Raw genomic sequence first — 17,230 nt, forward strand, 5'->3', positions numbered from 1 at the left:
TGACGTAAATATAGATGAAGGCCCCCCGACGACAATGTCGTCAGGGGGCGCGGTGATCAATGGGCGGCTGGCTTGGGTTTCTTCGGCGCGGCTGGCTTTTTCGGCGCCGGCTTGGCGGCAGCGGCAGGCGCGGCCGGCTTGGGCTTGGCGGCGGCTTTGGGTGCAGTCTTGGGTTTGGCAGCAGGCTTGGGCTTGCTTGGCGTCAGCGCTTCGGCCTCTGCCAGTTTGCGCGCCATCTCCCAGTGACGTGCATCTTCACCGTGGGGCTTGCCTTCAGACTCCCAGATCTGATGCGCCAGTTCGCGGATGCGTTTGTCTTCATTACTCATCACACACTCCTCAGAGAAAATGTTCAGCTTTCTTGAATATCGGTATTGATAAAGACATTGACCGGGAAATCCCCCAGGGCAGCGCTGATCAACAGCTCCTTGTCTGGTGTGACTGCGCTCGTCTGAAAAAGTCCCTTCCAGTTTCGGGTTGTGGCGGCGAACGGTAATTTCACCCGTGTATCGCCCCAAACCTGCGCAGCAATCAGCGGCTGCTGCGCATTTTCGAGCAGGCGCCGGGACCAGCGCGGCACCACCGCCACTGCGTGCTTGCCCTGGTGTTCGCGGCAGAAGGCGACCACGTGTTCGGCCTGCTCGCCCACCACCTCCAGAGCGGTGTAAGTGCCGTCGCTGAACAACCCCACGTGAGCCTTGCGCAAGGCCAGCACCTGCGCGATCAGCGCCTGTTTGATCCGCCCGTCGCGCCAGTGGGACAACAGCTCAACCGGGTTCGCCGGGGTATCCAATGCGCGTTGGCGCGCAACGAAGTCCACCGGGCGACGGTTGTCCGGATCGACCAGGCTGAAGTCCCAGAACTCATCGCCCTGGTACACGTCCGGCACACCCGGCACGCTCAGATGAAGCAAAGACTGCGCCAGCCCGTTGAGGGCGCCGGCCGGCGCGATGGCCTGGGCCGCGCTGGCGATGGCGCTGCGCAGTGGGCCGCCGGCGTCACTGAGCAGCACGCGCTGCAGGAACGTCTCCACGCCGCGTTCGTAGGCCTCGTTCGGAGCGCTCCAACTGCTCTGCAGCTTGGCTTCGCGCAAGGCTTTCTGTTGCCACTGCCACAGGCGTTGCTGATAAGCCTCAAGGTCAGGGCTGGACTCCAGCGGCCAACTGCCGAGCAATACCTGATAGAGGATCAACTCGTCGCCAGCGGACGGGCTGTCGGGGGTGTCGCGCAGCGGTGCGGCCAGGCCTCGCCAGTGTTCGACCTGCTCGGCGTACCAGGTCGCGCACTCGCTCAGCACCGCCAGACGCGCGCGGGTATCCTCGCCGCGTTTATGGTCGTGGGTGGCGGTGGCCAGCAAGTTGTGCGGGAAGTGTTCAAGCCGCTGCTGATTGACCGTGTGGAAGTCCGGCAGCGGCGCGCTGAACTGCTCGGTGCTGAAGCCCACATCGTTGCGCGACAACAACACTGCCGAACGGTAGAACGCGGTGTCTTCCACCGCCTTGGCCGCGGCCGGCGAGGTCAGTTGCTGGAAGCGCACACAGGCATGCTTGAGCATCTTGCGCTCGCGACCCAGCGGACGACGGCGCCACGGTTGCCCACCCAGCCACTTTTCCAGGTGATCGAGTACGGGCCAGTCGCCTTCGCTCAATGTGGTACGCGCACCTTCCATGGCCTGCTGGAAGATCTTGTCGTCAGCCGCGCTGCGCCCGCGCGCACTGATGTAGGTGCGGTACACCGGGAAGTGCACGATCAGTTCCTGCAACGCCCGACGGATTGCGCCCAGGGTCAGGTCGCGGGTCATCACATCGTCGCGGGCCACTTGCAACAGTGCCTGGGCCACGCTCTCGAAGTCGCCGCCCAGGGATCCGTTGAGGATTTGCTGGCGTGCCAGCCGGGCTTCGTCCATGAACGCCGACGGCCGTTCGCTGTGGCGTGACCACAACTCGGCCAGCGGGGCGAAACCGTCCGGGTGGTGCTGCAGCAACGACAGTTGGTTCATGAATTCATAGCCGGTGGTGCCATCCACTTGCCAGTCGTCGCGCAGGGTTTCGCCTTCGCCAAGGATTTTTTCCACGTAGATCGGCAGATGCCGCTGCGGCGACAACGCATCCAGGCGGCGGCGCAGTTTGCGGCAGTAACCACGCGGGTCGGCCAGACCATCGATGTGGTCGATGCGCAGGCCGTCGATCAAGCCCGCCTCGATCAATTCGAAGATCTTGCCGTGAGTGGCCTCGAACACCGCCGTGCGCTCCACGCGCAGACCGCCCAGCTCGTTCACGTCGAAGAAGCGGCGCCAGTTGATGTCGTCCGCCGCCGTGCGCCAACTGGCCAGGCGGTAAGTTTGTTGCTCCAGCAGCTCATGCAGGCGCTCGAAGCCCTCCGGCGTGCGCCCGTCGAAGGCAGCGAGGCGCTGCTCGATGGCGGGCAGCAGGTCCCCGGCGCGTTCGGCCAATGCCTCTTTGAGTCGGGCGGCTTCGGCGTAGGCATCGTCCTGATAGGCCAGCATGGCAAAACGATCAGCCAAGGGCTTGAGCGCTTCATCGCCGCCCAGGATCAACGCGTAATCCCGTGGGCAGATCGGGAAGCGGTGCTCGTAATGCTCGACGTAAAATGCACCCTGCGCCGCGTCGAACTTCAGGATCAGGTTGCCGCTCTGCAGCGCCTCGCCGTAGTCGCTGCCGAGGAACGGCATCAAGAGCTGGCCCTTGAGCAGCGGGTCGGGCGAGTGCCACTGGATATCGAAGAATTCAGCGTAGGGGCTCAAGCGTCCCCATTCCAGCAGGTCCAGCCACCAAGGGTTGTCGGCGCCACCGACCGCCATGTGGTTGGAGACGATATCGAGGATCAGGCCCATGTCGTGTTCGCGCAGCGCGGCAACCAGACGCTGCAACGCCGCCTCGCCGCCCAGTTCCGGGTTCACGCGGGTGGGGTCGACCACGTCATAGCCATGCATCGATCCGGCACGTGCCTTGAGCAGCGGCGAGGCATACAGGTGGCTGATGCCCATTTGGGCGAAATACGGCACCAGTGGCACCGCATCATCCAGGGTGAAGCCTTTATGGAATTGCAGGCGCTGGGTAGCGCGCAGGGGCAGTGCTTTCATCGGTCACGCTCATAGGCTTGGTTGCGCGCGACGGCCAGCAGCTCAAGGCGGCGCGCGGCGCCGGCATTGTCGAGCAGGCTGGACGCTTCACCGGGCAGGCGGCGGCGCCAATTGGGATGGGTGTCGGTGGTGCCGGGCAGGTTGGGTTGTTCCTCCATGCCCAGGGCATCCTCCAGCGGCAGCAATACCAGCGGCGCACGGGTGTGGCCGAGGTAGCGCACGCTGGCGTCGATCATGTGGTCGGTGTCGTTGCGGATTTCATCGACGAAATTCTGCGGGTCCTGGCTCAGGGCCTGGCGCAGCGCCTGACGTTCGCGCAGGCGGTGCTCGCTCCATTGGTCCACCGTTGGCGCGTCGATCAGGCCCAGCTCGATGTTCCATTCGATGTCGCGGCTGTGCCACCAGCCGTTGAGGGTTGGCAGGTCGTGGGTGCTGGTGGTGGCCAGGGCGTTGTCGGGCCAGTCGAGAATGGGCCGGAACTGGCCATTGTGGTCTTGCTCGAACAGCAGCACGCGCATGCCGAGAATCGACCGGCTGCTGAGTTTTTCCCGCAGGCCGTCCGGGACGGTGCCCAGGTCTTCACCGAGGACGATGGCCTGGTGGCGATGGGATTCGAGCGCCAGCAGACGCAGCATGTCATCGAACGGGAAATACAGATAGGCGCCTTCGCGCGGGGACGCGCCATTGGGGATGACCCACAGGCGTTGCAGGCCCATTACGTGGTCGATGCGCAAGCCGCCGGCGTGGGCGAAGTTGGCCCGCAGCATCTCGATAAAGGCGCGGAAACCGTTGCGCTTGAGCCCCTCGGGGGAGAAGGCGGAGATGCCCCAACCCTGGCCCGCACGGTTGAGAATGTCCGGTGGCGCGCCCACGGTCAGGTCGGCCAGCAACTCATCCTGGCGGCTCCAGGCCTGGCTGCCGGCGCCATCTGCCCCCACCGCCAGGTCGGCGATCAGGCCGATGCCCATGCCGCTGCCGCGCGCCGCCTGTTGCGCACGTTGCAGGCTGCGGGCGATCAGCCATTGGGTGAAGGCGAAATAGCCGATCTCATCGCGGTGTTCCTCGGCGAACGCTGCCAGCGCCGGGCTCTGCGGTGTACGCCAGTCTTCGGGCCACTGACGCCAGTCGAGGTCTTCGCCGGCAGCAGCGCGCAGCGCTTGCACGGCTTCGAAACGGCAATGGTTTTCCAGGGCTTCACCGCCGCTCTGGCGAAAGCTCTGGAAGTCGGCATGTTGCGGATGGTGGCCGTGGCGGAAATCGTCGTACAGCGCGCGCAGCAGGCGTTGCTTGGCCTTGGAGGCGGCTGGCCAGTCGACCAGGGTGAGCTGTTCCAGGTCGTGCAGCTCATCGGTCAGGCCTGCGGCTTCGATGGCATTGCGCACTTCACGTTCGCCCAGGATGCAACCTGGCGAAGCATACAGGCTGTTGAGAAACAGCCGGCTGGAAGGCGAGTACGGGCTGTAGCGCTCGGTGTCGGCGCTGAACATCGCGTGCATCGGGCTGATCGCCAGGGCGTCGGCGCCGCGCTCGGCGGCTGAGCGGGCCAGGTGTTCCAGGGCAAGGGTGTCGCCAAAGCCGCCGTCGCCGAGGCGGCGCAGCGAGTACAACTGGGCGCTGAGGCCCCAGGCGCGGGCCGGGTTGCTGTCGACCGCTTCGTCCACGCTGTAGCAACGGGCGGGTGCGACGGCGAGGGTGAAGGTCTGGCCGTCGATATGCGCCTGGTGGTAGCCAAGGGCGATGATGCCGGGCAGCACGGCATCGCCGTCCAGACGTAACTCCAGGGCTTCGCCGTTTTCAAGCTGCACGCGGCAGGGTGTGTCCGCCGCGAAGAAGCGCGACAGGTCCAGGCTTTCTCCACTGTCGACGGTCAGCAGTGGCGGCAGATGCTTATCCTGCTCGGCCTGCTCCAATTCGCGCAGGCTGGCGTCGACCTCGGCCTCGGTGTCGGCCGGGTGCCCCAGGCCCTTGAGCACGGCGCGCAGCGCATCGGGCTGCACCCGTTGCGGGCGGCCGTTGGCATCGATCCAATCGACGGCCAGGCCCGCACGGCTGGCGAGTAGTTCCAGGTTCGCTTCGCTCAAGACTGTTCTCCGGCAGGAAATAAGGACACGCGTGCACTGAAGGGCGGCAAGTGCGCCACGACCCCGGCAGGCGTTTGAAAGATCACGTGGGGCGATGCGGGCTGGTCGACCGGCTCGGCGCCAAGGTTCAGGTCGATTTGCAACACACGGCCGTTGCCCAGGCGCCAGCGCGCAGTGACGGCGCGGTCGGCCAGCACTTGCGCGCCCAGGGCCACGCTGCCGGGCAGGTGCGGCACCACGTGCTGATGGCGCAGGCCAAGCAGGTGGCGATAGAGCTGGGTGTGCTCGTTTTCGATGAAGGAAGGCTTCGATTGCTCGAATGTCGTCACAGCGTTCGGATCGGGAATGCGTTCGCGTTGCTCGGGGTCGTGAAACGCGGCGAAATCGGCGAACTCGCTGCGTCGACCTTCACGCACCGCCTCGGCCAGTTCACCGTGATGGTCGGTGAAGAACAGAAACGGCTCTGCAGCGTTGACTTCATCGCCCATGAACATCAGCGGAATCATCGGCGACAGCAGCAGCAGGGCAGTCGCCGCCTTCAGCGCCTCGGGCGGGCACAACTGGTGCAGGCGTTCGCCCAGGGCGCGGTTGCCAATCTGGTCGTGGTTCTGCAGGAACGCCACGAAGGCGGTCGGCGGCAGCTCGGCGCTGGGTTCACCGCGGGCATGGCCGTGGCGGGTAGTGTGGCCCTGGTAGATAAAGCCTTCACCCAGGCAGCGGGCCAGCCTGTCGGTGGGCTGCTCGGCAAAGTCGCTGTAATAGGCATCGGTTTCGCCGGTGAGCAGCACGTGCAGTACGTTATGGAAGTCATCGTTCCATTGCGCGTCGAAATCATGCTTGAGCAGGCTGGCCTGGTTCAGCTCGTTTTCCAGCATCAGCCACACGTGGCGACCGGTGTCGACCTGCTGGCGCACGCGCTGTGCCAGCTCCTGCAGGAAGCCGGGGTTGTCGATGGCGTGTACCGCGTCCAGGCGCAGGCCGTCGAAGCGGTATTCGAGCAGCCACATGAGGGCGTTATCCAGGAAGAAATCCCGCACTTCACGGCGCTCGAAATCAATGCCCGCGCCCCACGGCGTGTGCACGTCTTCCTGAAAGAAGCCTTTGGCGTACTGGCCCAGGTAATTGCCATCGGGGCCGAAGTGGTTGTAGACCACATCGAGGATCACCGCCAGACCGTGCCCATGGGCGCAATCGATCAGGTGCTTGAGCTGTTCGGGGGAGCCATAGGCAGAGTGCGGGGCGTAGGGCAGTACCCCGTCGTAACCCCAGTTGCGTTCACCGGGGAACTGCGCCAGGGGCATCAGTTCGATGGCGGTCACGCCCAGCTCGGCCAGGCGCGGCAGGTGCTTCTCCACTTCGGCGTAACCGCCCATCGCGCCGACATGCAATTCGTAGATCACCGCCTCGTGCCACGGGCGGCCTTGCCACTGGCTGTGTTGCCACTGGTAAGCCAGCGGATCGACCACACGGCTCCAACCGTGAACATCCTGGGCCTGGGCCCTGGAAGCGGGGTCGGGAACATCCCGTTCCCCGTCAATATTGAAGCGGTAAAGCGTGCCGGCGGGGCAGGCCAGTTCGACTTCGAACCAGCCGTCTGCCTGGGACAGCATGGCGATGGATCGGCCATCCTGCAATTCAACGCTCACATAAAACGCGTCTGGCGCCCACAAGGCGAAACGCGTGTGTTGCGCGTCCAGCATCAGTGCACCGTGGGGCCAGGTTTCCAGAGTCCGTAACGGCATCTATGAAGACCTCTCTTGATTATTTGGTCGATTTCCCCAGGGCTTTTGCCACCAGTTGTTCATACAGCTCGGCGTAGGGTTCCACCGCCTGGGACCAGTTGAAGGGTTGGGTCATGGCGCGGCTGCGCATGGCATTGAGCAGGCCCGGATAGGAGAACACCTTGAAGGCGCGCTCCAGGGCGGCCTTGTAGCTGTCGACCGTGGATTCGTTGAACAGAAAACCGGTGACGCCGTCTTCAATGGTGTCGGCCAGGCCGCCGGTATTGCGCGCCACCGGCAACGAGCCGAAACGCTGCGCATACATCTGGCTCAGGCCGCACGGCTCATAGCGCGACGGCATCAGCAGGAAGTCGCTGCCGGCGAACATGCGGCGCGCGTCGGTCTCGTTGAAGCCGATGCGCACGCCAACCTGGCCGGGGAAGCGCAGCGCCAGTTCACGCATGGCCTGTTCTTCTTCCGGCTCGCCACGGCCGATGATGGCAATTTGGCCGCCGTTTTCGACAATAAAGCTGGCGACGGCTTCGGTGAGGTCCAGGCCTTTCTGATAGACCAGGCGCGACACCACGGCAAACAACGGGCCGGTGGAGTCGTGCAGGCCGAACAGCTCGCGCACATGGGCGGCGTTGATGGCCTTGCCTTCCCAGTCACCGATATTGAAGTTGTGGGTCAGGTGGGTGTCAGTCGAGGTTTCCCAGCTTTCGTCGATACCGTTGGGAATCCCGCTGAGCAGGCCCTGCTGGGTCTTGCTGGCGAGGAAGCCATCCAGGCCGCAGCCGAATTCCGGGGTGGTGATTTCTGCGGCGTAAGTGGCGCTGACCGTGGTGATGTGGCTGGAATAGGCCATGCCGGCCTTGAGGAACGACATCTTGCCGTAGAACTCCATGCCTTCCTGTTGCAGGGCATGGGGCGGAATGCCCAGTTCGGGGGTGCAGCCCAGGCTCACCACGCCTTGGTAGGCGAGGTTATGAATGGTGAACAGGGTGGGGGTGCGTGAACCACGCCAGTGCATATAGGCCGGGGCGAGGCCAGCCGGCCAGTCGTGGGCGTGCACCAGGTCCGGGCACCAGTGGATCTGTGCCAGGTTGGCGGCAATGTCGGCGGCGGCCAGGCCCAGGCGGGCGAAGCGGATATGGTTGTCCGGCCAGTCACGGCCATTGTTCGCGCCGTAGGGGGTGCCTTCGCGTTCGTACAACTCAGGGCAGATCAGTACATAAATGACCAGGCCGTCCTTGAGGTCCATGCGCCCGATCTTGCACGGTGGCAGCGCCGCGTGGCCACCCAGTTCGCCGACGATATGGATCGGGTTGTCGCTTTCCATTACCTGCGGATAACCGGGAATCAGCACCCGCACATCGTGCAGGTGGGCCATGGCGCGGGGCAGGGCAGCGGAAACGTCGCCCAGGCCGCCGGTCTTCACCAGGTCGGCAAATTCGGAGGTGACAAACAGCACTTTCTTTCGATTCGGATTCTTACTCACGATTGGCCGCACAGTGTTGGGCAGGTCGACCAATGACGCCGGCCCCCCTGCCTGCTGACTAAAACGCTCTCCCTGAGTTACTACTGCGGCACTGATCATAATGCACTCCCCTTTGTTTCGTTGGTCGGCTAATGGCCCGCTGCCATTGGCTCCGAGTGACCGCATCCTGCGGCCAGGCGCACAAGCGCAATACAAACTGGCAAGGCGTATGCCAGTTGCACGGTTAGCTGAAAAAGTTTGGATGGGCGGGCATGCGGCCTGAAACCGGATATGTTCGCCTTACCTAAAACTGGACCTGCGGCAGAGTTCGAAAGTTTCGATTTTTTGCGGGGTTTTTGTTTTGGAACGGACCCATCGGTCATCAGTCTAGGACAGATTCCAGCGCCTGCTGGGTTTGGCGGGAAAAATTGTAGGACAAAAAACTCATAAGGTTAGGCCGGCGAAACCTGTGGCGAGGGAGCTTGCTCCCGCTGGGGCGCGCAGCGGCCCCAAAATTCCGGGAACACTGCGCACTCCAGCGGGAGCAAGCTCCATACCAAAAGGGAACGTGCGCACCGAAACGGTGCGTCAGCCGAGCACCCGAATGGGCGCGCCGTTCGCCCAAGCCTGGATGTCTTCGATCATTTGCCCGTAGAACTGTCGGTAGTTCTGCTCGCTGACATAACCGACATGGGGCGTGGCGAGGACGTTGGGTAACGTGCGGAAGGGATGCTCAAGCGGTAGTGGCTCCTGGCTATATACGTCCAGCGCCGCGCCGGCCAGTCGCCCGTTGCTCAATGCGTCCACCAGCGCTTGTTCATCCACGATCGGTCCGCGTGCCGTGTTCACCAGATGGGCGCCGGGTTTCATCCAGGCCAGAGCCTGCGCATCGACCAGGCCGCGGCTGCGCTCGCTGAGCACCAGGTGAATGGTCAGAATGTCAGCCTGTTCGAACAACTCGCGCTTGCTGACCCAGGTCACTCCTGACTCGGCGGCCCGCTCTGGTGTGAGGTTTTCGCTCCAGGCAATCACGCGCATGCCGAACACCTGGGCGAATTGCGCAACTTTCTGCCCGATGCTGCCCAGCCCCAGGATGCCGAGCGTCTTGCCATGCAGGTCGCCACCCAGGCCGACCTGCCAGCCGCCCGCCCGCAGAGAGTTGGCCTCGGCCAGCAGGTTGCGGGTCGAAGCCATGATCAGCGCCCACGTCAGCTCCGGCGCGGCCTGCTTGTAACTGTCGGTCCCGCAGACCTGGATCCCCAGCGTCTTGGCGGCGGGCATATCGATGGCGGCGTTGCGCATGCCACCGGTCACCAGCAATTTGAGCTTGGGCAGCCCTCGCAATAACGCCTGGTCGAAGACGGAGCGCTCGCGCATCACGCAAATAACGTCGAACTCCTGCAAATGCTCGACCATCGTGACGGTATCGGCAGGGTAGTCGTGCAGAAAATGCACTTGGCCCAGAGGCTGCAGCAGCGACCAATCCACCACACCGCTGGCCACTTGCTGCCAATCATCAATGACTGCGATCTGTAGCGACATTCATGCGTGCCTCGAAAAGGTTAAAGGGCATTCAAACCCTGCAACAGCGCTGCGTGGAAACGGGCCGGTTCTTCCATCTGCGGCGCATGGCCCAGGCCGTCGAACTCCACCAGGGTTGCATGGGGAATCAGCTTGGCCACTTGCTTGCCCAGTACCTGGTAGTTGCCGATCCTAGCCTTGACCGCTGGTGGCGCTACATCTTTGCCAATGGCAGTGGTGTCGCTGGTGCCGATCAGCAGCAAGGCGGGCACCTGCAAGTCCTTGAACTCGTAGTACACCGGCTGGGTGAAGATCATGTCGTAAATCAACGCCGAGTTCCAGGCCACCAAGGTATGCCCAGGCCCCTGGTTGAGGCCGATGAGCATGTCCACCCAGCGCTCGTATTCGGGCTTCCAGCGCCCCACGTAATAGGTGTCGCGCTCATACTTGCGCACGCCGTCGGCGCTCATTTTCAGCTCGCGTTGATACCACTGGTCAACGCTCTGGTGAGGCACGCCCAGAGCCTTCCAGTCTTCCAGGCCGATGGGGTTGACCAGTGCCAGCTGTTCGGTCTGCGCGGGGTACATCAAGGCATAGCGCGTGGCGAGCATGCCGCCGGTGGAGTGGCCGAGCAGCGTGACTTTTTGAATGCCGAGTTTTTCCAGCAACTGGTGGGTATTGAGCGCCAGTTGCTGAAAGCTGTACTGGTAATGCTCGGGCTTGCTGGAGGTGCAGAAACCGATCTGGTCTGGCGCGATCACCCGGTAACCGGCGTCGCTCAGGGCTTTGATCGAGCTTTCCCAGGTGGCGCCGCAGAAGTTCTTGCCGTGCATCAGCACCACGCTGCGCCCGTTGGCCTTGCCTTTGGCCGGCACGTCCATATAGCCCATCTGCAGGTTCTTGCCCTGGGACTCGAAGCTGAAACGTTCGACCGGGTAGGGGTACTTGAAACCCTCGAGTTCAGGGCCGTAGGTGGCGGCAAACACAGGCGCGGCGCTGGCGGTGAGCAGGCTGGCGACGCATAGATCTCGGATGGAAGGCATGCACGTAAACTCCGGGAAAGATGTCCCGGATGCTGTTGAAGGGAGATTAACGGGGGATTAACACCCAGTGCAGGGTCACGGCGGCCAGCACGCCGTAGCGCAGCGCCTTGGCCAGGGTGACCAACAGCAGGAAGCGCCAGAGGGGCTCGCGCATCACGCCGGCCACCAGGGTCAACGGGTCGCCGATGATCGGCAGCCAACTGAGCAGCAAGGTCCAATGCCCCCAGCGCGTGTAGTGGCGGCGGGCCTTGTCCAGCTGCTGGGGGCTGACGGGAAACCAGCGCCGGCCCTTGAAGTGCTCCACCGAGCGGCCCAGCAGCCAGTTGACCACCGAACCCAGCACATTGCCCAGGGTGGCGATGCCCAGCAACAGCCACAGGCTGTAACGCCCGCTGAGCAGCAGCCCGACCAGCACGGCTTCCGACTGCAAAGGCAACAATGTCGCCGCGCCAAAGGCGGCGGCGAACAGCCCCAGGTAACCCATCAGCACCGGTTGAGGTGCCGATGCGTCGGACGGGCTCGTTGCACAGGGGTTTTCATGGTCGATCTCACTGAACGCACGGCATTGGGCAGTAGGGCGGGCATTTTCCCTGATGCGGGTCAGTTAAGCGAGAGAGGGGGTCAATCCCGCTGGTTTTCCAGTCGGTGCTTGAGCTGGTCCAGCGCAATGCGCGAGAGTTCGAGCATGCGTTCATGCAAGGTCACCAGTTGCAGCTCGGTCTCGTACATCAGGACACGCTTGAACACAGTGCCGCCCTGATGCGCTTGCAGGAAGTAATGCAGCGAGCCGTCGACGGCCAGTGAGGTGAACGCGGTTTTGAACTCGTGGGGGCAGCGGGCGATTTGTACGCGATAACTCAGCGGGACGCGGACGCCCAGCAGGTCGATGATTTCGGTGAACCGCGTGCCGACCGGTACCGAGCCGCGGGTGCCGGTGTCGGCGCTGAGGGAGGTGGGGTGCCATTCGTGCCAGCGGTCGGGCTGGGTGACGTAGTCGTAGACGGCCTCGACCGGGGCCTTGATGAACCGTTCCTGACTGATTCGCTCCAAGCGGACCGATTGCTCAGTTGCGTGCATGACACACCTCCTGTGTGGCGGTTATTACACTAGGAGCTGTGAGAATAGCCCGACTCCCGCGCTTTGCACGGGAGTATTCAGGCCTTGGATCAACGCACTTTGAAGCGCCCCATCAAGGCAATCACCCGGCCATTGGCGTCCAGCAGGCTTTGGGTGTTGCTTTGCGTGACATGACCGCTTTCTACCAACTCTTCAACCATCTGTCGGATTTGCACCATGCTGCGGTTGATCTCTTCGGTCACCGCGCTCTGCTGCTCGGCGGCCGTCGCGATCTGGGTGCTGAGGTTGTTGATATGGCTGACTGACCCGGCCATCTCATCGAGCCCGGTGTTCACCCGCTCCGTGGCATCGGCTGCCGACTGGCAACTGGCCTGGGTGTTTTCCATGGCAGCCACCGATGAGCTCACGCCGGTGGTCAGGCGCGCGAGCATTTCGTTGATCTGCGAGGTGCTGGCCTGGGTGCGTGCGGCCAGCGCGCGGACCTCGTCGGCCACCACCGCAAAACCACGGCCTTGTTCGCCGGCCCGCGCCGCTTCAATCGCGGCGTTGAGCGCCAACAGGTTGGTCTGGCCGGCAATGGCGCCGATCACGCCGAGGGTTTCCGTGATACGCGCGGCGTCCTGGCGCATGTTCTCAACGGTGTGGGTGGCGCTGGCAACCTCACCGATCAAGGCGCTGACACTGGTGGAGGCTTCGCCCACCACCACGCGGGAGCGGTCGGCGTGTTCGTTGGCGCGTTGGGTGAAGGCAGCTGTTTCAGCGGCGTTTTGCGCGACGGTGTCGGCGGTGGAGCTCATTTCGGTGATGGCGGTCACCGTCTGGTCCGTTTCCGAGGCATGGCGCAACAGGATCTGATTGGTGTGCGCCGAGGTTTGCTGCAGTTGCGCAAGGCCCGAGGACATGGCGCCAGTGGCCTGGGTCACTTCGCCGATCATGTCTTGCAGGTAGACGATAAAGCGGTTCACCGAGTGGCCAATGGCGCCCAGTTCGTCTTCGGCGCGGATGGTGATGCGTCGCGTGAGGTCGGCGTCGCCGGCAGACAGCGCGTCGATGTTGCCCTTCAGCGCTTTCATGCGCTGGACCAGTTTGCGAATGGCATACGCCGCCAGCAGCACCAGCAGGATCACCATCGGGATTTGCAGCAGCGCCAGGCTGCCGAGCACGTCATTGCGCTGGGCGGTGATCAGCGAAGTGGGCAGGGCGGTCGCCAGGAACCACGGGGTGCCCTCGATCGGGCGCATATAGAAGGTGCTGGCCACGCCCTGATTGTCGAACTCAGCGCGTTGCAGGGCCTGGTCGCGATGGGCGAGGGCTTTGCTGATCTGGGCGGCGAAGGCCGAGGTGCCGGTCAGTTCGCTGATGTTCTTCAACACCACCGGGCTGCTGATGCGCGAGCTGTTGCTGATGATCTTGCCGTCGCCTTCGACGATCAGCATTTGCCCGCCGATGTCTTTTTCCTTGCTGGCCACCAGGTCATTGAAAAAACCCAGGGTCACGTCGATGGTCGCCACGCCATAGGCGGCGCCGTCCCGCTGGATTGCCATGGCGCAGTTGGTGCGCGGTTCCTGGCTGGCGTCGTCCTTGTAGGCCGCGGCCCAGGCGCATTGGCCACGGGGCGAGGCGAGGCCGCCCTTGTACCAGCTCTGGTCGTAATAGTTGGGCGCCGCGTCACTGTTCCAGAAGGTGTTGACCGCCAGCTTGCCCGAAGCATCGCGGTGCCAGAACGTGCTGTGCTTGTTGCGCCCAGGCGTGCGCTGATTGGGCAGCGGCCAGATACCGCCGCCGAACACTTTGAGCTCGCCGTACTGGTCGACCAGGCCGGGCAGCACCTTGTCGATAGCGTCGCTGTCGAGCAACGGAATGGTTTGGGTGATGGTGCGTTGCTGGGCCTGAACCTTGTTCAGCTCCCCCTGGATCTGTCCGGCCACTTCGCCGACGCGGTTGAGTACCACCTGTTCTTCGGTGTCTTGCAGCTTGGGCGCGACCAACTGGCCGATGCCGACGACGGTCAACACCAATAACACCAGGACGAACAGCACCAGGAACAGGGTATAGCGGGCTTGGATGGAGCGCAGTGGGGGCATGGGGCCGTCCTTACGAAGCGTTATTGTCGACGCGGCTTTTTTAGAGCTTCGTAGGGCTATCGGCTTGGAAGCAGCCAGCTTTAGGTACGTACGTGCAAAGAAAATGCGGGCGCCGGGGCGCGGCGCCGCAGGGTCAGATGTCCAGCATGGCCATGACTTCTTCGGGGTAGCGCAGGCCGGCGGTTGCGTGGGCCGGGAAGATCGCGGCCAGTGACGCCAGTTCGGCCGGGCTGAGGCTGACCGACACGGCCGCCACGTTTTCTTCCAGGTATTTGCGTTGCTTGGTGCCCGGGATCGGCACGATGTAGTCGCCTTGAGCCAATACCCAGGTCAGCGCCAGTTGACCGGCCGTTACGCCTTTATCGGCTGCCAGCGCTTGCACCTGTGCGACCCGTTGCAGGTTCTTCGCAAAATTCTCGCCCTGAAAGCGCGGGTTGAAACGCCGGTAGTCCTCGGCATCGAAATCTTCCGGGCTTTTCAGTGCGCCGGTCAGAAAACCCCGGCCCAACGGGCTGTAAGGCACGAAGGCGATGCCCAGGCGCTGGCAGGCGGCGAGGCAGCCGTTGTCTTCCTGGTCGCGACTCCACAGCGAATACTCACTTTGCAGGGCGCTGATAGGGTGAACCTTGTGCGCCCGCTCCAGGGTGGCGGCCGATGCTTCGCTCAGGCCCAGGTAGCGCACCTTGCCCTGTTTCACCAGTTCGGCCATGGCGCCGACGGTTTCTTCGATGGCCACCTCGGGGTCGATGCGGTGCTGGTAGTACAGGTCCAGGGTTTCAATGCCCAGGCGTTGCAGCGTGCCGTCGATGGAGGCGCGCACGTATTCCGGACGCCCACACACGCCGCGCAGCGCGGGGTTTGCCGGGTCGCGCAGGATGCCGAACTTGCTGGCCAGGAACACCTGGTCGCGCTTGCCGGCGATGGCCTTGCCGATCAATTGCTCATTGGTGTGGGGGCCGTACATGTCGGCGGTGTCGAGAAAGTTGACGCCGAGCTCCAGGGCGCGGTGCAGGGTGGCGATGGCCTCCGTGGAGTCCAGGCCCGGCGTGTAGAAGTCGCTCATGCCCATGCAGCCGAGGCCGATGGCGGAGACGTGGGGGCCGTTTTTACCGAGTTGGCGAGTGTGCATGGTGGTGCTCCTTGGTTGAGGCGTGCATTGTCGCGCTCGACAAAACCTGGATAAACCGGCTAAAAGCACTATCACTATTTGTAAAATCTAAACAATCTCCGGGGTGAACCGTGGACCGTTTCAATGCCATGCGCGTCTTCACCCGAATCGTAGAGCTCGGCGGTTTTGCCAAGGCGGCAGACAGCCTGCAACTGCCGCGCGCTTCGGTGACGATCCTGATCAAGCAACTGGAGGCCCACCTCGGCGTGCAACTGCTGCAGCGCACCACACGCCAGGTCAGCCCGACCCTGGACGGCGCGGCGTACTATCAGCGTTGCGTGCAGTTGCTGACGGACCTTGAGGAAACCGAGGCGGTGTTCTCCTCGCGCCGGCAAAACCCACGCGGCACCTTGAGCATCGATATGCCATCGGGCATCGGCCGTTTGATCGTGATCCCGGCGCTGCCGACGTTCACCGCGCTGTACCCGCAGATCGAGCTGGATATTGGCCTCAATGACCGCCCAGTGGATTTGATCCGTGAAGGGGTCGATTGCGTACTGCGCGGTGGCCCGGCGCTGGACGAATCGCTGGTGGCGCGACCGCTGGCGATGATGCACCAGTTGACGCTGGCCAGCCCCGCGTACCTGCAGCGCAGGGGCATGCCCGCCAGCCTGGACGACCTGGATCGGCACCAGATGATCGAATACGTCTCCAGCGCCAGCGGCAAGCGCTTTGGCCTGGAATTCCAGATCGGCACCCAAATGCGCACGCTGAACTTGGCGAAGGTGGTCGCGGTGAACAGTTCCGACGGGTATTTCGCCGCCTGTGAAGCCGGTTACGGGCTGATCCAGGCCCCGCATTACCACGCCATGAAGCAACTGGCCGAGGGCACGCTGGTGGAGGTGCTGCCGCAAGTGGCGGTGCCGAACATGGCGCTGACCGCGCTGTACCCCCCCCATCGACAGTTGTCCCAGCGGGTACGGGTGTTTGTCGACTGGCTGGTGAAGCTGTGCGCCGAGCCGGGCAACGGTTTGCGCCGCTAGCTTTGTGCGCGACGATAGGCCCCCGGTTGCTGCCCGGTGACTTTATGAAAGGCCCGGGTAAACGCCGCCACCGATTGATAACCCACCGCCAGCGATACATCCGCCACGGTCTGGTCCGTCTTGAACAACTGGCAGGCGTGGCGCATGCGCATCATCAACAGCACCTGGCCCGGTGACTGCCCGCACAGTTCATTGAACCGCTTGAAAAACGCCGAGCGTGACAGCCCGGTGCAGGCGGCCATGCTTTCCAGCGTCCAGTTCTCGGCCGGGCGTGCGATCAACTGCTCCAGCAAATTGGAAAATGCCGGTTGCCGACCGAGTGCCGCCAGGCCGCCCAATTCGGTGTTATCGAGCACTTGTTGGCGCAACACATACAGAAACAGCAGATGGCACAGCCGTTCGAGCAAGGCCGAAGAGGGCGCGGGCAGGCGCTCGCACTCCTGCAGGATCAGTTCGAACAGATTGCGCGCGGCGGTCAACGACGGGTCACCGGCGCGCAGGATGATCCAGGCGGGCAGGCTGTCGACTATCATCGCCGACAGCCCGGACTGGAAATCGAAGAAGCCGCAGACCAGGCCCACCCCGTCCGTAGCATTGCTGTCGAGCGCCAGCATCGGGCGGCGCGGGCATTGTTGGGCGCCTGCTGCGGTGTCTGCGCCGGAGAGCCGATAGGGCAGGTCGCGCAGCAGGAACACGGCATCGCCGTTGTCGAGGAAGTGCGCCGGTTGGCCGTCGATATGCAGCCAGCACTGGCCTTGTACGATCAGATGAAAACTCGCACGCGCCAGGCCATGGGTGCTTGCGTGCCAATCGCCGCAATAGCGACCGACGTGAAACAGGCTGGTGTTCAGTTCGAGGCTGTCTAATAACCAATCGACAAGTGCACTGGACGAATTCATCTAATGAAAAGACTCTAGAGCAAGTAATCGCTACTTTAGCCTATTGAGGGGTTTTTTTATAACCAACAGACTG

The 17,230-nt window shown here is 63.4% G+C and carries 13 protein-coding genes and 1 pseudogene; 1 reads left to right on the forward strand and 13 read right to left on the reverse strand.

Annotation, left to right across the window (positions count from 1 at the left end; all coding sequences use genetic code 11):
- Window positions 1-56: 56 nt before the first annotated feature.
- From SC318_RS12395 to SC318_RS12445, 12 genes and pseudogenes are all read right to left on the reverse strand, one after another.
- Window positions 57-329, reverse strand: coding sequence for a DUF2934 domain-containing protein (locus tag SC318_RS12395; protein ID WP_124386842.1), 273 nt, complete (start codon window positions 327-329; stop codon window positions 57-59).
- Window positions 330-352: 23 nt separating this feature from the next.
- On the reverse strand, window positions 353-3,103 hold the full coding sequence (locus SC318_RS12400; protein WP_320431031.1) for a malto-oligosyltrehalose synthase: 2,751 nt from the start codon (window positions 3,101-3,103) through the stop codon (window positions 353-355).
- The gene (malQ, locus tag SC318_RS12405) at window positions 3,100-5,184 is read right to left on the reverse strand and encodes a 4-alpha-glucanotransferase (RefSeq protein ID WP_320431032.1); all 2,085 of its coding nucleotides are present in this window, start codon (window positions 5,182-5,184) and stop codon (window positions 3,100-3,102) included. The genes SC318_RS12400 and malQ overlap by 4 nt, the downstream gene beginning before the upstream one ends.
- The gene (treZ, locus tag SC318_RS12410; protein ID WP_320431033.1) at window positions 5,181-6,926 is read right to left on the reverse strand and encodes a malto-oligosyltrehalose trehalohydrolase; all 1,746 of its coding nucleotides are present in this window, start codon (window positions 6,924-6,926) and stop codon (window positions 5,181-5,183) included. The genes malQ and treZ overlap by 4 nt, the downstream gene beginning before the upstream one ends.
- A gap of 19 nt (window positions 6,927-6,945) precedes the next feature.
- Window positions 6,946-8,502 carry a glycogen synthase GlgA gene (gene glgA, locus SC318_RS12415; RefSeq protein ID WP_320431034.1) on the reverse strand — a complete coding sequence of 519 codons (1,557 nt, stop codon included), beginning with the start codon at window positions 8,500-8,502 and terminating at the stop codon, window positions 6,946-6,948.
- A 468-nt stretch (window positions 8,503-8,970) separates the two neighbouring features.
- Window positions 8,971-9,924, reverse strand: coding sequence for a D-2-hydroxyacid dehydrogenase family protein (locus SC318_RS12420; RefSeq protein ID WP_320431035.1), 954 nt, complete (start codon window positions 9,922-9,924; stop codon window positions 8,971-8,973).
- A gap of 20 nt (window positions 9,925-9,944) precedes the next feature.
- Window positions 9,945-10,946, reverse strand: coding sequence for an alpha/beta fold hydrolase (locus tag SC318_RS12425; RefSeq protein ID WP_320431036.1), 1,002 nt, complete (start codon window positions 10,944-10,946; stop codon window positions 9,945-9,947).
- Window positions 10,947-10,992: 46 nt separating this feature from the next.
- Window positions 10,993-11,436: a YqaA family protein gene (locus SC318_RS12430; protein ID WP_320431037.1), complete on the reverse strand. Its 444-nt coding sequence runs from the start codon at window positions 11,434-11,436 to the stop codon at window positions 10,993-10,995.
- 131 nt (window positions 11,437-11,567) lie between these two features.
- Window positions 11,568-12,023, reverse strand: a complete 456-nt coding sequence (locus tag SC318_RS12435; RefSeq protein WP_320431038.1) for an SRPBCC family protein — start codon at window positions 12,021-12,023, stop codon at window positions 11,568-11,570.
- Window positions 12,024-12,112: 89 nt separating this feature from the next.
- Window positions 12,113-12,958 (reverse strand): methyl-accepting chemotaxis protein, encoded by an 846-nt coding sequence (locus SC318_RS27040; RefSeq protein WP_373424481.1) that lies wholly within the window; start codon window positions 12,956-12,958, stop codon window positions 12,113-12,115.
- A 15-nt stretch (window positions 12,959-12,973) separates the two neighbouring features.
- Window positions 12,974-14,107 (reverse strand): annotated as a pseudogene (locus SC318_RS27045) (cache domain-containing protein); the annotation flags it as partial.
- Between the two features lie 133 nt (window positions 14,108-14,240).
- Complete coding sequence (locus tag SC318_RS12445; protein WP_320431040.1) at window positions 14,241-15,236, reverse strand: aldo/keto reductase; 996 nt, start codon at window positions 15,234-15,236, stop codon at window positions 14,241-14,243.
- A gap of 110 nt (window positions 15,237-15,346) precedes the next feature.
- On the opposite strand from SC318_RS12445, the gene SC318_RS12450 reads away from it, so the two are divergent.
- The gene (locus SC318_RS12450) at window positions 15,347-16,258 is read left to right on the forward strand and encodes a LysR family transcriptional regulator (protein WP_320431041.1); all 912 of its coding nucleotides are present in this window, start codon (window positions 15,347-15,349) and stop codon (window positions 16,256-16,258) included.
- On the opposite strand, the gene SC318_RS12455 is transcribed toward SC318_RS12450, so the two are convergent.
- On the reverse strand, window positions 16,255-17,157 hold the full coding sequence (locus tag SC318_RS12455) for an AraC family transcriptional regulator (RefSeq protein WP_320431042.1): 903 nt from the start codon (window positions 17,155-17,157) through the stop codon (window positions 16,255-16,257). The genes SC318_RS12450 and SC318_RS12455 overlap by 4 nt on opposite strands.
- Between the last annotated feature and the right edge of the window lie 73 nt (window positions 17,158-17,230).

The organism is Pseudomonas sp. MUP55 (assembly GCF_034043515.1).
Classification (GTDB): domain Bacteria; phylum Pseudomonadota; class Gammaproteobacteria; order Pseudomonadales; family Pseudomonadaceae; genus Aquipseudomonas.